Source organism: Pedococcus sp. P3_C7 (assembly GCF_056402615.1).
In genome coordinates this window covers 106845-121672 of record NZ_JBFUHC010000010.1, presented here as the reverse complement: position 1 = coordinate 121672, position 14828 = coordinate 106845, and the positions used below count along the sequence as shown (strand labels likewise).

Genomic DNA, 14828 nt, shown 5'->3' with positions numbered 1-14828 from the left:
CCGCTCACGCGGGCATCCCACAACCCCGGTGCTCCCGACCGTCGGCGCACACCAAACCCGGTGTCGGCGGGCGGTGGGCTACGGGTACCGTCCGTCGGGACATGAGCACCACACTTCAGGCCACCAACCTCGCCGCCGGGCACGGCGCGCGAGCCCTCTTCGCCGGACTCGACCTGATCGTCGGTCCCGGCGACGTCGTCGGGCTCGTCGGAGCGAACGGCGCGGGCAAGTCGACGCTGCTGCGACTGCTCGCCGGCGAGCTGGAGCCGGAGGAGGGCGCGGTCACGCTGACCCCGGCCAGCGCGACCGTTGGGCACCTGCCCCAGGAACCGGAGCGCCGACCGGGCGAGAGCGTGGCCGGGTTCATCGCGCGCCGCACCGGCGTGAGCCACGCCGAGGACGCGATGAACGCCGCCGCCGACGCCCTCGCCGATCCGACGCCGGGGGCCGATGACCGGTATGCCGCGGCGCTGGAGACGTGGCTCGCACTCGGTGGCGCGGACCTCGAGCAGCGGGCCGCCACCACGGTCGCCTCGCTCGGGCTCGGGGTCGATCTGGACATGCCGATGACCGCCCTCTCCGGTGGACAGGCGGCGAGGGCGGGACTGGCGGCCCTGCTGCTGTCGCGCTACGACGTGCTCCTGCTCGACGAGCCGACCAACGACCTCGACCTCGACGGCCTCGAACGGCTGGAGCAGTTCGTCGCGGGTCTGCGCAGCCCGGCGGTCATCATCAGCCACGACCGCGAGTTCCTGGCTCGCACGGTCACTCGCGTCGTCGAGCTGGACCTGGCGCAGCAGCAGGTGGGGGTCTACGAGGGCGGGTACGACAGCTACCTCGCCGAGCGCGAGGTCGCGCGGCGGCACGCGCGCGAGGAGTACGAGGAGTACGCCGACACCCGGGGCCGGCTCCAGCAGCGTGCGGTGACCCAGCGCAACTGGATGGCGGTGGGCGTCCGCAACGCGCGTCGCAAGGCCACGGACAACGACAAGTTCATCCCGGCCTTCCGCGCGGAGTCGGCCGAGAAGCAGGCCGCCAAGGCCCGACAGACCGAGCGCATGATCGAACGCCTCGAGGTGGTCGAGGAGCCGCGCAAGGAATGGGACCTGCGCATGACCATCGCGGCTGCTCCGCGCTCCGGCTCGGTCGTGGCCTCGGCTGCGGGAGCGGTCGTGCGGCGGGGCGACTTCACCCTCGGGCCGATCGACGTGCAGGTGGACTGGGCCGACCGGATCGTCGTCACCGGCGCCAACGGCTCGGGCAAGACGACGCTGCTCGGCGTCCTGCTCGGCACGATCCCCGTCGACGCAGGGACAGCCGGCCTCGGGTCGTCGGTCCGGGTCGGCGAGGTGGACCAGGCTCGTGGGCTCTTCGTCGGGCACCAGCCGTTGGCCCGGGCGTTCGGGGATGCCCTCCCGACGTGGCCGGACGCCGACGTGCGCACCCTGCTCGCGAAGTTCGGGCTCGGCGCCGAGCACGTCCACCGAGCGGCCGACTCGCTGTCCCCCGGCGAGCGCACCCGCGCGGCCCTGGCGCTGCTGCAGGCGCGCGAGGTCAACCTGTTGGTCCTCGACGAACCCACCAACCACCTCGACCTGCCCGCCATCGAACAGCTGGAGCAGGCGCTCGACTCGTTCGGCGGGACGGTCCTGCTCGTCACCCACGACCGTCGGATGTTGGCCGACGTCAACGCAACCCGTCGCTGGCACGTCGAAGACGGCCGTCTCCGCGAGCTCTAGGCGAGCGACGCGCCGCGCCGCGCCAGCGCCGCGGCATACGGTCGATCGGTCAGCTGAGGAAGAGGTCGGGCGCGAGGCCCTCGTCCCTGCCCGTCATCGAGTAGGCCGCGAAGTCGGCGACGCCGCGGGCGCGCAGCAGGTCCTCGTCGATCACGGTCTGGCCGTTGAGGCCCTGGCCCTCGGTGGTGAGGATCTCCCAGGCGGCGTCCGCCACGATGTCGGGCTTGCGGCTCACCTTGACCATCTGGTCGCCGCCGGGCAGGTTGCCGATCGCGTCCGTCGCGACGAGGGTCGCCGGCCACAGACAGGTGGACGAGACGCCCTTCTGGCCGAGCTCGTGGGCGAAACCCAGCGCCGCGAGGGTCATCCCATACTTCGCCATCGTGTATGCCGGGTGGCCGGCGAACCAGCGCGGGTCCAGGTTGATGGGCGGCGACAGGGTCAGGACCTTGGGGTCCGGCGAGGCCAGCAGGTGCGGGAGGGCCGCCTTGGTCAGCATGAAGGTGCCGCGGACGTTGACGTCCTGCATGAGGTCGTAGCGCTTGGGGTCGAGCGTCGCAGTGGGGCTGAGGTTCAGCACGCTCGCGTTGTTCACGACGATGTCGATCCCGCCGAACGCGTCCGCCGTCTGCTGGACCGCATCTGCGAGGGTCTGGTCGTCGCGCACGTCGCCCACCACGGCGAGCGCCTTGCCGCCAGCCGCCTCGATCGCCTCGGCCGCCGTGTGGATCGTGCCGACGAGGCGCGGGTCTGCCTTGTCGGTCTTGGCGATGAGGGTGATGTTCGCGCCGTCGCGGGCGGCCCGCACGGCAATCGCCAGGCCGATGCCACGGCTGCCGCCGGACATGATGATGGTCTTGCCGGAGAGCGTCGTCATGGCCGAGAGCCTAGTTACCGATCGGTAGCCCCGGTACCGCCAAGCCCCGTGGCCCTCGTCACGCCAACCCGACTCGGCTGCGTCAGCTGGTGATGTCCTTGCCCGCGAACCGCGCCCACGCGGCCAGCCAGAACACCACGGCATACCCGGCGGCAGTGAACAGGCCACGTCCGATCTCGCCACCGGCCATCGGGTCGCGGAGCAGGTCGCCGAACGCCAGCCAGTGGTCGACGAGCAGCCACGGGTGCAGCCAGCCCAGCTGGGGCACCGCGTCGAGGATCCACGACACGATGGTGAACACCATCAGGGCGATCGCGGCGGCGATCGGCACCTCGGTGAGGGTCGAGATGAACAGGCCCACGGCGGCGAGGCCGGCGAGCCCGGCCGCGAGGTAGAGCATGACCAGCACCACGCGCCACACCGCTGCGCCGAAACCGAGCTGGGTGCCCGACAGCGTGGTCAGCGGACCCGTGCCGAACAGCGCAATGCCGATCACGGCACCCGGGATGGCCACCGCTGCAATGCCCCACACCGCCCCGATGCACAGCGACGCGTACTTCACCAGGAGCAGGCGCGTGCGGTTCACGGGGACGGTGAGGAGGTAGCGCAGGGTGCCGAGGTTGGCCTCACCGGCGATGGCGTCGCCCGACAGCATCGACATCGCCAGGGGCAGGAACATCCCCATCTCGACACCGAGGGCGGCCAGCGGGACGAACAGGCCGTTGGAGGTGATCGACGAGAGGAAGTCAGGTCCTTCTCCTGTCTGCGGCGCCGACACCTTGACGGCGATCGCCATGATGATCGGCACCGCGGCGAGGACGAGCAGGCCCGCCTGGTTGCGTCGACGCCCGGCGATGATGCGCAGCTCGGAGCGCAGCAGCCGCGTCGAGAGTGGGCGGCCCCTCGGACGGGTCACCACGCCTGGGGAGCCCCCGGAGCCCGTTACGTGCACCTCAGCCGCTGACATCGAAACCCTCCCCCGTGAGCGAGACGAACAGATCCTCGAGGCTCGGCGAGCTCGCGGTGAACGACCGCACCCCGACCCCCGCGCGGACCAGCGCCGCGACGATGGCCTCCGGCTCGAGCTCGCCGGGTATGCCGCGCACCTCACCTGCGTGCGCGGTGACCGACTGCACGCCGAGCCCAGTCAGCACCGCAGCAGCCTCCGCCGGCTGGGCGGTCACGAGGTGCAGCGTCACGATGCCGCCGCCGCGCACCTCCGACGTGGTGCCTTGTGCCACTAGGCGCCCATCCCGCATGACGCCCAGGTGGCTGCAGATCTGCTCCACCTCGGCGAGCAGGTGGCTGGAGACGAAGACCGTCGTGCCGTCGGAGGCGAGCGACCCGATGAGGGAGCGCACCTCGCGCGTGCCCTGCGGGTCGAGCCCGTTGGTGGGTTCGTCGAGCACGAGGAGGTCGCGGGGGGCGAGGAGGGCGGCGGCGATGGCCAGCCGTTGGCGCATGCCGAGCGAGTAGGCGCGGTAGCGCTTGCCGGCTGCGGCGGTCAGGCCGACCCGGTCGAGGGCGGTGCCGATGCGGGCTCGGGTGGTCCCGGGATCGGCGAGGACGTCCGCGGAGTCGAGCCGCACGAGGTTCGCCCACCCCGACAGGTACGGGTGGAACGCAGGACCCTCGACGAGCGAGCCGACCCGGTGCAGGGCGATCGTGGCCTGCTGCGGGATGGCCATCCCGAGCAGGCTCCGGCTGCCCGATGTGGGTTCGACCAGTCCGAGCAGCATCCGGATGGTGGTGGTCTTGCCGGAGCCGTTCGGCCCGAGGAAGCCGTAGACCGCGCCGTGGGGAACGCGCAGGTCCACGTCGTCGACGGCGACCTGCGAGCCGAACCGCTTGGTCAGGCCCCTGGTCGAGATCGCGAGGCCCGTCTCGGGTGATGCTCCCGGACCTGTGTCGGACCTCGCGAACTGGCGCGCGGGGGTCACCCGCCCGCTCGGCGCAGCCTGCTCACCCGCCGTGGTGAGCTGGGTCATTTCGCCGCCAGCGCGGCATACACCCGCTCTGGGGCGACGGCGCCCACGGCGACCCGGCCGTCATCGGTGACGACCACGGTGAACAGGGTGCCCTGGAGCACGTGACCGGTGCCCCAGGAGCCGGACGCCTTGGGCAGCAGGCTGAGGACGCGCTGCAGCTGGCCCGCGAGGTCCCCCTGGCTCGCCCGGGACCCGGCGGCCGAGGCGTCGGGCAGCCGGGAGACCACGACGGTGGTCCAGCCGATGCCCACGATCTTGGGCTTGGCGCCTGCGGGAGCGGAGCCCGGCGCGGAGGGCTTGGTCGCCGCCGCCTTGCCGGCATCGCTGCCCAGGGTCGACTGGGTGACCTTGGTGCCGGGCGGAGGGTTGAAGGCGAACTGGCGAGCGGCCGGCTTGGCGAAGTCGACGTGGGTGAACCCGACCTCGAACGCCGGGTTGGCCGTCTTGGTGGAGAACACCTGCACCCGCAGAGGCACGTGGTGGACGGCGTCCAGCGAGATCCGCACGGACGCGACCAGGCTGGCGGTGTCCTTGGGCTTGAGGACCAGGTCGTAGGCCTGCTGCCCCGCGACCACGGACGCACCCGAGGTGGCGACGCTCGTGGTGGGTTCGATCGCCGACAAGGCGAGCTGAGCTGCCTCCTGCGGTGTCTTGGGCAGCTGGTCGGGCGTCGGGGCCGGCTTGGCGCCCTCGGCCGGCAGCAGCGTGTGGGTCGCGGTCTTGTCCTTGCTGGACCACACCCACAGGTCGCGTCCGTTGCGAATCACGTCGGACTCGCCGAGGCTGCCGACCAGGGCGAGCCGCTGCTGCTGCGGCCCCGCGAGCCAGACGCGCCAGGTGTGGGTGCCCGAGACCAGCGAGGTCAGTGACGACGATCCGCCCTGGGTCGACCCGCCGAGATTGATGTCCGGCAGCCCGAGGTTCGAGGTCTGCACGACGGTGCCGGACAGGCCCTTGAGGTTGGCCTGCTGCACGTCGACGAGCAGCTGCGCGGCGGAACGCGGCGGCAGGCTCGGGTCGGCGCTGGCGACGTGGTTGGCCGTGAGGGCGACGGCACCGATCACGGCGAGTGCGCCGGCGGGTGCTGCCCAGCGGGCGGCAGGGTGGTCCGTGAACAGGCTCATGGGTCCATCCTGCCGCGCGGGACCTGTGAACTTTCTAAGGGTTTCAGACCGGGAATGTGGGCTGAGGGCTGGGACTCTCGTGCCACAGTGGCGGGGTGCGGGTGCTGGTGGTCGAGGACGAGCCCCGGATGGCCGCTGCCCTTGCGAAGGGCCTTGTGGCAGAAGGGTTCGTGGTCGACACGGCGGTCGACGGACCGAGTGGGCTGGAGGCTGCGCGGTTCGGCGGGTACGACGCGGTCCTGCTCGACGTCATGCTGCCGAGGATGTCCGGCTACACGGTGGTCCGGACGCTCCGGGCAGAGGAGAACTGGGTGCCGGTCATGCTCCTGTCGGCCAAGGACGGCGAGTACGACCAGGCCGACGGGCTTGACTACGGCGCCGACGACTACCTCACCAAGCCGTTCTCCTTCGTCGTCCTGCTCGCCAGGCTGCGGGCCCTGGTCCGTCGCGACCCGGTGCCCCGCGCCACGACGCTGGCAGCCGGAGGCATCCGGCTCGACCCCGCCTCGCGCCGGGTCGAGGTGGCGGGCGCGGTGGTGGCCCTGTCCCGGACCGAGTACCTCGTCCTCGAGCACCTGCTGCGCGCGCACCCGGCCGTCTCGACCAAGGAGTCGCTCCTGGACAACGTGTGGGGCTCCGCCGAGACGGTAGACCCCAACGTGGTCGAGGTCTACATCGGCTACCTGCGGCGCAAGCTGGGTCGCGACCGCATCGAGACGGTGCGTGGCGTCGGATACCGGTTGCGGGCATGACCGGGTGGTTCGGTCGGCGCAGCCTCCGATCGCGGCTCATGGTCGTCGGACTGGCTGGCGTCGCGGGAGCGCTGCTCGTGGGCGGCATCGTCCTGTATGCCGCGATGGGCGCGGCACTGGACCGGGCCACCACCGCGGAGGCCAGGGCCAGTGCGCACGACGTCGCGATCCTCGTGGACGAGGGGCGCCTGCCCGCGCCGGTGCCAGCGAGCGGTGCCCAGCTGGTCCAGGTGCTCGACCCGCAGAACCGGGTCGTCGGCGCCTCCGTGACTGCCGACCGGTTGACCCCGCTCGTCGACCCGGCCGAGCGTCGGCTCGTCGCTCGCGGCTCCGGGCKCCGGGTGCCCGGCGCKCGCGCCGGGCTGTCGGGCGAGCTCCAGGTGGCGGGACTCGAGGCCGGCCCGGCCACGGCCCGGGTGCTCGTCGTCGCAGCGGTGCCGACGGCAGACCTCGACAACAGCCGTCGGGTGCTGCGGACGCTCATGCTGGTGCTCCTCCCCCTCTTCCTCGCGCTGCTCGGTGTCGTCGCCTGGCGCGTCATCGGATCGGCCCTTCGTCCGGTGGAGTCGCTGCGACAAGGTGCCCAGCGGATCGGTGCGGCCGCCGACCCGACGGAACGGCTCCCGGTGCCCGACACCCGGGACGAGGTCAGCGCCCTGGCGACCACGCTCAACGACATGCTCGCCCGCCTCGCGTCCGCTGGTGCGCAGCAGCGCAGCTTCGTCGCCGACGCGGCGCACGAGCTCCGAAGTCCGCTGGCGAGCATGCGCACCCAGCTGGAAGTCGCCGCCCGCGTCGGCGAGGGGGGCGCCCTGCCGGGCGAGCTGCTGCCGGAGGTGGATCGCCTGTCCGCCCTCGTCGAAGACCTCTTGGTGCTGGCGCGCTCGGGCGCCGAGGGCTCGCTCTCCGAGGCGACGGAGTTGTCGGTCGCCCAGGTGGTGGCTGACACCGAGCGGCGCTACACCTCGGCTCGCGTGCCGGTGAGGGCCCAGACCTCCGGTGGTCTCGGGGAGGCGACCGTCGTGGCGCGACCTGACGACCTGACCCGGGCCGTCGGCAACCTGGTCGACAACGCCGTGCGCCACGCGGCCACCCGCGTGACCCTGTCCTGGGAGCGTCACGGCAATGCCGTGTGGCTCGTCGTGGCCGATGACGGGCACGGCATACCCGAAGCCGACCGCGAGCGGGTCTTCGACCGGTTCGCCCGGCTCGACGAGGCTCGCGACCGCGACAGCGGCGGCAGTGGCCTCGGCCTGCCCATCACGCGAGAGCTGTTGCGGCGCAACGGCGCTCGGGTGTGGCTCGAGGACGCCGCACCCGGCGTGCGGGCTGTCGTGGCGTTCGATCGGGCCAAACCGAGCGATTCCACCCGCGGTTGAGGGGAGGCATCAGCGTCTGACCGGAGTCGAGTGGCCGCAGCGGTGGCTCAACCCCGAAAGGGAGCGCTTCACCCCGGAACCGTTTCGGGGTGAAGGCCACCTTTGTCCCTACACCCGATAAAGGTGTGACCTAGGGCGCGGTGTCGTTGAGCAGTCGCAGGAGGCGGGCGAGATCGGCGACGTCCTGCGCCTCCCAGCTCGCCAAGCGCGCACGCAGCCGCTCGCGCCGACCCGACACCGAGCGCTCCAGGGCCTCGGCACCGGCCGAGGTGAGCCGCACCTGACGGGCGCGGGCGTCATCCGGGTCGGGGATCCGCTCGATCAGGCCGAGGTCCTCGAGCGTGGTGAGGTTCCGGCTGGTCGTCGACTTGTGCAGCCCGAGCAGGTCGGAGATGTCGCCGCCCCGGGCGCCGCCGCCGGTGGCGGCCAGGTCACGGATGGCGACCAGCACGGCATACCCCGCGGAGTCGAGGTCGGGGTGCACGTCCAGGGCGGTGCGCTGCTGCGCACTGCGGGCACGGCGCAGCAGCCTGCTGAGCTCGATCTCGAGTGCCCCGAGGTCCGACGTGGGAGCCATGCAGGGGAGCCTAGGGCAGCGCGCGCAGTGCACGGGGAGTTGACCATCTCGCGAGGCCACGTCTATATTCCGCGTGGAATATTTCGCACGGAACGATCGGACGCCTGGACACCGATGCCCCTCTCCCCGCTGGCCATCTCGGCGCTGGCACTGCTCAACGAGCGCGCCATGCACCCCTACGAGATGTACCAGTTGCTCCTCGAACGTCACGAGGACCGCATCGTCCGCGTCACCCCGGGCTCGCTGTACCGCACGGTCGAACGCCTCACCCACGACGGCCTGGCCGAGGCGACCGGCACCGCCCGCGCGGGCAACCGGCCGGAGCGCACCACCTATGCCATCACCGAGCTCGGCCGCACGTCGCTGGTGGAGCGGATCCGGCAGATCCTGCGCGAGCCCGTCAACGAGTTCCCCAGCTTTGCCCTGGCCCTCGCCGAGGCACACCACGCCCCGGCCAGTGCCGTCTGCGCCGACCTGCGCGACCACCTCAAGGTCATCGAGGGCGAGCTGTCCGACATCGACTGCCTCGTCGACAAGGCCAGGGCGCGTGAGATCGCCGAGGCCTACTGGATCACCGCCGACTACATCCGCCACATGACCGTGGCCCAGCAGGACTGGATCAACGGTTTCATCACCCGACTCGAGAAAGGCGACCTCTCATGGCCGCACCCGCAACCCTGAGCACCGACCTGCCCGCCGACTACCGCCCGTGGCCGGCCCTGTGGGCCATGGTGATCGGGTTCTTCATGATCCTGGTCGACTCGACCATCGTGTCCGTCGCGACGCCGGCGATCATGAAGGGCCTGGGCGCCGACGTGAACTCGGTCATCTGGGTCACCTCCGCCTACCTGCTCGCGTATGCCGTGCCGCTGCTCATCACCGGCCGCCTCGGCGACCGCATCGGGCCGAAGTACGTCTACCTGATCGGGCTGGCGCTATTCACCCTCGCCTCTCTCTGGTGCGGGCTCACCGGTTCCATCGAGATGCTGATCATCGCGCGCATCGTCCAGGGCGTCGGGGCATCGCTCATGACACCCCAGACGATGGCGGTCATCACGCGCACCTTCCCCGCCGCCTCCCGTGGCCAGGCGATGTCCCTGTGGGGCGCCACCGCGGGAGTCGCCATTCTCGTCGGACCGCTGGTCGGCGGCCTGCTCGTCGACGGCCCCGGCTGGGAGTGGATCTTCTTCATCAACGTCCCCGTCGGCGTCGCCGCCTTCGTGCTCGCGGCCCGCCTGGTGCCCACGCTGCAGACGCACAGCCACTCGTTCGACTGGATCGGTGTGGCGCTCTCCGCGGTCGGCATGTTCCTCATCGTCTTCGGCATCCAGGAGGGCGAGACCTACAACTGGGGCACCATCACCGGGATCATCTCCGTGCCGCTGCTCATCGCCGCGGGCATCGTGGTTTTCGGCCTGTTCGTCTACTGGCAGAGCCGGATCCGGACCGAACCCCTCGTGCCGCTCGGGCTGTTCCGCGACCGCAACTTCTCGCTGTCCAACATCGCCATCGCCGCAGTCGGGTTCGCCATCACGGCGATGGCCTTCCCGTTCATGCTCTATGCCCAGGTCGTCCGCGGCCTGACGCCGACCCAGTCGGCCCTGCTGCTCGTGCCCATGGCGGTGCTGGCCGGCGCGCTGTCCCCGGTCGCGGGCCGGCTCATCGACCGCATGCACCCGCGGGCCATCACGGCGTTCGGGTTGGCCCTGTGCTCGGTCGCGCTGTTCTTGCTCAGTCTGGTGACGACCACGGACAGCCCGACGTGGCTGCTGCTCGTGCCCATGGCGCTGATGGGTGTCGCGAACGCCTTCATGTGGGCCCCGCTAGCCGCCACCGCCACGCGCAACCTGCCGATGTCCTCGGCAGGCGCCGGATCCGGCATCTACAACACGACCCGGCAGATCGGCGCAGTCCTCGGCAGCGCGGCCATCGCGGCCCTCATCGAGGCGCGGCTGACGGCCAACCTGCCCGGGGTGCCCCAGGACATGTCGCAGCGCACCTCAGGCGTGAAGCTGCCTCCGCAGATCGCCGACGGCTTCGCCAGCGCGATGTCGCAGGCGCTGCTGCTGCCGGCAGCTGTGCTGCTCCTCGGGGTGGTTGCCGCCCTCGCCTTCACCAAGCCGACCCACTCCTGACCGTGGTGGCGTCCGTCCAGCGGCTGCGCTTCACGGGCGCCATCGCCGGGGTCGGCTCCACGACCGGCGTGCGGTTCGTCGTGGGACGGTGGGTCGAGTCTCCCCTCGGGCCGTTCGCCGACGTGATGGTCGAGGACGCCGCGGGCCACCGGACCCTTCTGGCCCCCAGCGAGGGGGTGGCCGAGTTCGTCCAGCAGACCTACGAGTTCGACGAGGTCTGCCTGGCGCCGGTGTCCGTGGCCGTGACCACCACCGGCTGGGACGTTCGCGCGGGCGACCACCTCACGGCATACCTGTCCGTGGGGAGGCGTATGCCGCTGGGCTGGCTGCTGCGCGCGGTGCCGCCGCGGATCGGGACCAGTCCCGCGTGGGCCACCGTCGTCGACCCCGTGGCCCGGGTCGCGCTGCATGGGGTACGGACCCGGGGAGTCGCGATGGAGGGTCGACGTGAGTGGTACGGCGCCACCGACCTGCACGCGGTGACCCGTCTCGACGGCTCCTGGCGCGGCACGGCCCTGGGCGACCTGGCCGACGTCGACCCGCCCTGCCGGTTCGGGTTCAGCTCCACGCCGACGCGCCCGGGGGTGACCACCGTCGTGTCCACGGTCGAAGTGCTGGGACACTGAGCGCGTGCGCCGAATCACGCAGTCCCGCAAGCTCCACCAGGTCCGCTACGACGTGCGTGGGCCGATCCTCGAGGAGGCCCAGAAGCTCGAGGCCGAGGGGCACAAGATCCTCAAGCTCAACATCGGCAACCCCGCGCCGTTCGGCTTCGAGGCGCCCGAGGCGATCCTGCAGGACATGGTCCACCACCTGCCGAACTCCCAGGGCTACAGCGACTCGCGCGGCATCTACTCCGCCCGCACGGCCGTCGCGCACTACTACCAGTCCCGTGGCCTGACGGACACGCACGTCGACGACGTCTACATCGGCAACGGCGTCTCGGAGCTCATCTCGATGGTGCTCACGGCCTTCGTCGACGAGGGCAACGAGATCCTCGTGCCGGCGCCGGACTACCCGCTCTGGACCGGCGCCGTGACGCTGGCCGGCGGCACCCCGGTCCACTACCGGTGCGACGAGTCCAACGGCTGGAACCCCGACCTTGCCGACATCGAGTCCAAGATCACCGAGAACACCCACGCCCTGGTCGTCATCAACCCCAACAACCCGACCGGCGCCGTCTACAGCGACGAGATCGTGCGCGGCATGGCCGACATCGCCCGCCGCCACAACCTGGTCCTGATGTCCGACGAGATCTACGAGAAGATCCTCTTCGCCGACGAGGTCAACCAGCCGGTCCACCACCACACGGCGACCTTCGCCGGCGACGACGTGCTGTGCCTGACGTTCAGCGGGCTGTCCAAGGCCTACCGCGTCTGCGGCTACCGCGCGGGCTGGGTGATGGTGTCGGGGCCCAAGGAGCTCGCGGCCGACTTCCTCGAGGGCCTGACCCTGTTGGCCAACATGCGCATGTGCGCCAACGTCCCTGGCCAGCACGCGATCCAGACGGCACTCGGCGGCTACCAGTCGATCGAGGAGTACATCCACCCCGGCGGCCGGTTCTACGAGCAGAGCAAGACGGCCTGGCGGCTGCTCAACGAGATCCCGGGCGTCAGCTGTGTCGAACCGCACGGAGCGCTCTACTGCTTCCCGCGGCTGGATCCCGACGTCTACCCCATCGAGGACGACCAGGCGTTCGTCATCGACCTGTTGCGCAGCAAGAAGATCCTGGTCACGCACGGCACCGGCTTCAACTGGTTCGAGCCCGACCACTTCCGCCTGGTGACGCTGCCCGACGTCGAGGTCCTGACCGAGGCGATCGGGCGGATCGCGGACTTCCTGGAGACCCAGCGCGCCTGATGCGCATGGTCCGGGCGGGTGACGCTGGGCTGCTCGGGGCTGTCGCCGCGGGCGGTGTGTTGGGTTCCCTCAGCCGGTATGCCGTCGGGCTGGCGCTGCCGCACGTGTCCGGCGCCTTCGCGTGGTCGACGTTCCTGGTCAACGTCACGGGGTCGCTCGCGATGGGTGTGCTGGTCGTCTGGGTGCTCTCGATGACCCAGCCGCACCCGTGGCTGCGGCCCTTCCTCGGGGTGGGCGTGCTCGGGGGCTGGACCACCTTCTCGTCCTACGCCCTGGACATCCACGCGATGGTGCAGGCGGGGCACGGACTGGTCGCCGCGGCATACCTCGTGGGGTCGTTGGTCGCGGGCCTGGTGGCGGTGGGCTTCGGGGTCACGCTCGGCGAGCGGGTTTTCGGGCGGCGACCGTGACCGGGTGGGGCGCGCTGCTGGTGCTGGCGGGCGCCGCCATCGGGGCACCGCTGCGGTTCGTCGTGGACCGGTGGGCGCGGGAGCACACCAGGGCCGGGACCATCCTCGGGACGCTCGTCGTGAACGTGGTGGGGTCTTTCGTCCTCGGGCTCGTGGCAGGGGTGCCGCATCCAGCCGAGTGGCTGATGCCGTTGGTGGGCATTGGTTTCTGCGGGGCGCTGACGACGTTCTCCACGTTGGCGTTCGAGACGTGGGTGTTCTTCGAGGAGCGCGCTTGGCGGCCGTTCGTCGCCAACCTCGCCCTCGCCAACCCACTCTCGAACCTGGTCGATGAGTGGGTTGGCGCTCACTGAGAGGTCGCCGCCGGGCGTTCAGTCCTGCGCGGGCAGGCTCGGCATCGCGGGCAGCTGCCGCGCGACCACTGCCGCCACGAGCATGAGCCCGACGAGCACCGCGAGCGCCACCTCCATCGCGGGTCGGAACGTCTCCACCGGAGACGCAGACCCGTGGGCGTCGACGACGGAGAAGAAGAGCGAGCCCAGCACTGCCACCCCGGCCGCGCCCGAGAGCTGACCCGTCGTGCTGAACAGCCCCGATGCCGACCCGGCCTTGTCGACCGGCACGTCCGCGAGCGTGAAGACGCCGATCGGCGAGACCATCAACCCGAACCCGGCACCGGCCACCACGAACCCCGGGAGGAACGTCCAGACCGAGGTCGAGGCGTCGGCGCCGTGGACCGTGGCGGCGAGGACCACGGCACCGGCCGCCCAGGTCAGTGCACCGATCTGCAGCACCCGTCGACCGATCTTGGGTGCGAGCACGGCCACCCCGACGCCGGCGAACACGGTCGTCGTCAGCGCGAACGGCACCCCCGCGAGCCCTGCCTTGAGCACCGACCAGCCGAGACCCGCCTGGAGGTAGATCGTCTGGCACAGGAAGTAGGAGGCCATCGCCATGAACAGCAACGAGTTCATCGCCGAACCGGCGGCGAAGCCCCGGCCCCGGTAGAGGCTGAGCGCCACCAGCGGCTCGCGAGCGGCGCGCTCGGCCCGGACCTGTGACCTCGCGAAGAACCCGAGCACGACCGCACCGGCGGCCATCGCGGCATACACCCAGGCGGGCCAGCCCAGCTCGCGACCCATGGTGAGGGGGTAGAGCACGGCGAGCAGACCGACGGCGAGAACACTGACACCACGCACGTCGATGCGCGGGCGTTGCGTGGCAACGGATTCCGGCACCCAGCGCAGCGCGGCCACCATCGCCAGCGCCCCGAACGGGACGTTGACGAGGAAGATCGAGCGCCATCCGAGACCGCCGAGGTCGGCCTCCGTAAGAACGGCACCGATGACCGGCCCGAGCACTGCCGACAGTCCGGCCAGCCCGGTGAAGAGCCCCATCGCCTTGGCCCGCTCGTGCGGCGCGTACATCACCTGGAGGCTCGACAGGACCTGCGGGATCATCGCCGCGGCCGCGAGTCCCTGCAGCGCGCGGAAGCCGACCAGCGCCTCGGCGTTCGGGGCGAAGCCGCACGCCGCCGACATGAGGGTGAAGCCGACGAGCCCGCCGAGGAAGACCCGCTTGCGCCCCCAGAGGTCACCCAGGCGCGATCCGGTGATCAGGCCGACGGCGAACGCCAGCGGGTACGCCGCCACCATCCACTGCAGCTGGGCGGCGCTGGCCTGGAGCCCCGCCTCGATGGTCGGCAGGGCGACGTTGACGATCGTGGTGTCGAGGAGCTCCATCGTCGAGGCGAGGAACAGGCTGAGCAGCGCGATGGTCCGTGCCCGTCCCAACGGCAGCGCGCCCCGCGCCACCACCGGGGTCCCGGGCTGCGTGGCGTCGCCACTCGTGGCCTCGTGGCTGTCGACCGGCGGGTATGCCGTGTGCTCACCCTCGCGAGGCATCTCCAGCGTGGTGGTCATGTCCTTCTCCTGACTGGTGGTCTGCGGATTCCTGTCATCACCGACGCTAGGGAGAGATCCGGCCA

The 14828-nt window shown here is 71.2% G+C and carries 15 protein-coding genes; 9 read left to right on the top strand and 6 right to left on the bottom strand.

The window, feature by feature from the left end; genetic code table 11:
* Positions 1 to 101 precede the first annotated feature (101 nt).
* Positions 102 to 1739 carry an ABC-F family ATP-binding cassette domain-containing protein gene (locus AC1DS4_RS14730; protein WP_477614479.1) on the top strand — a complete coding sequence of 546 codons (1638 nt, stop codon included), beginning with the start codon at positions 102 to 104 and terminating at the stop codon, positions 1737 to 1739.
* Between the two features lie 49 nt (positions 1740 to 1788).
* Here the strand turns inward: AC1DS4_RS14730 and AC1DS4_RS14725 are convergent, their stop codons facing one another.
* The 4 genes from AC1DS4_RS14725 to AC1DS4_RS14710 form a co-directional block, all read right to left on the bottom strand.
* Positions 1789 to 2616 carry an SDR family oxidoreductase gene (locus AC1DS4_RS14725; protein WP_477614478.1) on the bottom strand — a complete coding sequence of 276 codons (828 nt, stop codon included), beginning with the start codon at positions 2614 to 2616 and terminating at the stop codon, positions 1789 to 1791.
* An 82-nt stretch (positions 2617 to 2698) separates the two neighbouring features.
* Positions 2699 to 3532, bottom strand: a complete 834-nt coding sequence (locus AC1DS4_RS14720; RefSeq protein WP_477614477.1) for an ABC transporter permease — start codon at positions 3530 to 3532, stop codon at positions 2699 to 2701.
* A 37-nt stretch (positions 3533 to 3569) separates the two neighbouring features.
* Positions 3570 to 4604 carry an ABC transporter ATP-binding protein gene (locus AC1DS4_RS14715; RefSeq protein WP_477614476.1) on the bottom strand — a complete coding sequence of 345 codons (1035 nt, stop codon included), beginning with the start codon at positions 4602 to 4604 and terminating at the stop codon, positions 3570 to 3572.
* Positions 4601 to 5728: a LolA family protein gene (locus AC1DS4_RS14710; protein ID WP_477614475.1), complete on the bottom strand. Its 1128-nt coding sequence runs from the start codon at positions 5726 to 5728 to the stop codon at positions 4601 to 4603. The genes AC1DS4_RS14715 and AC1DS4_RS14710 overlap by 4 nt, the downstream gene beginning before the upstream one ends.
* A 95-nt stretch (positions 5729 to 5823) precedes the next feature.
* Between AC1DS4_RS14710 and AC1DS4_RS14705 the strand changes: the two genes are divergently transcribed.
* Together AC1DS4_RS14705 and AC1DS4_RS14700 are read left to right on the top strand one after the other, a co-directional pair.
* Positions 5824 to 6480, top strand: a complete 657-nt coding sequence (locus AC1DS4_RS14705) for a response regulator transcription factor (protein WP_477614474.1) — start codon at positions 5824 to 5826, stop codon at positions 6478 to 6480.
* Complete coding sequence (locus AC1DS4_RS14700; protein WP_477646061.1) at positions 6477 to 7859, top strand: sensor histidine kinase; 1383 nt, start codon at positions 6477 to 6479, stop codon at positions 7857 to 7859. The genes AC1DS4_RS14705 and AC1DS4_RS14700 overlap by 4 nt, the downstream gene beginning before the upstream one ends.
* Positions 7860 to 7989: 130 nt before the next feature.
* Here the strand turns inward: AC1DS4_RS14700 and AC1DS4_RS14695 are convergent, their stop codons facing one another.
* Complete coding sequence (locus AC1DS4_RS14695) at positions 7990 to 8436, bottom strand: MarR family winged helix-turn-helix transcriptional regulator (protein WP_477614472.1); 447 nt, start codon at positions 8434 to 8436, stop codon at positions 7990 to 7992.
* Positions 8437 to 8550: 114 nt separating this feature from the next.
* On the opposite strand from AC1DS4_RS14695, the gene AC1DS4_RS14690 reads away from it, so the two are divergent.
* Genes AC1DS4_RS14690 through AC1DS4_RS14665 form a run of 6 tightly spaced genes read left to right on the top strand, consistent with a single transcriptional unit; the run spans position 8551 to position 13194 of the window.
* On the top strand, positions 8551 to 9117 hold the full coding sequence (locus AC1DS4_RS14690) for a PadR family transcriptional regulator (RefSeq protein WP_477614471.1): 567 nt from the start codon (positions 8551 to 8553) through the stop codon (positions 9115 to 9117).
* Entirely contained in the window at positions 9096 to 10571 is a 1476-nt protein-coding gene (locus AC1DS4_RS14685; RefSeq protein ID WP_477614470.1) for a DHA2 family efflux MFS transporter permease subunit, read from the top strand. Before AC1DS4_RS14690 ends, AC1DS4_RS14685 begins: the two co-directional genes overlap by 22 nt.
* A 2-nt stretch (positions 10572 to 10573) precedes the next feature.
* Positions 10574 to 11197: a hypothetical protein gene (locus AC1DS4_RS14680; protein ID WP_477614469.1), complete on the top strand. Its 624-nt coding sequence runs from the start codon at positions 10574 to 10576 to the stop codon at positions 11195 to 11197.
* A 4-nt stretch (positions 11198 to 11201) separates the two neighbouring features.
* Entirely contained in the window at positions 11202 to 12431 is a 1230-nt protein-coding gene (locus AC1DS4_RS14675; protein ID WP_477614468.1) for a pyridoxal phosphate-dependent aminotransferase, read from the top strand.
* Positions 12431 to 12841, top strand: a complete 411-nt coding sequence (locus AC1DS4_RS14670; RefSeq protein ID WP_477614467.1) for a fluoride efflux transporter FluC — start codon at positions 12431 to 12433, stop codon at positions 12839 to 12841. The genes AC1DS4_RS14675 and AC1DS4_RS14670 overlap by 1 nt, the downstream gene beginning before the upstream one ends.
* A complete protein-coding gene (locus AC1DS4_RS14665; RefSeq protein ID WP_477646060.1) occupies positions 12838 to 13194 on the top strand; it encodes a fluoride efflux transporter FluC in 357 nt (118 codons plus the stop codon). Before AC1DS4_RS14670 ends, AC1DS4_RS14665 begins: the two co-directional genes overlap by 4 nt.
* 18 nt (positions 13195 to 13212) lie before the next feature.
* On the opposite strand, the gene AC1DS4_RS14660 is transcribed toward AC1DS4_RS14665, so the two are convergent.
* Entirely contained in the window at positions 13213 to 14763 is a 1551-nt protein-coding gene (locus tag AC1DS4_RS14660; RefSeq protein ID WP_477633687.1) for an MFS transporter, read from the bottom strand.
* Positions 14764 to 14828 lie beyond the last annotated feature (65 nt).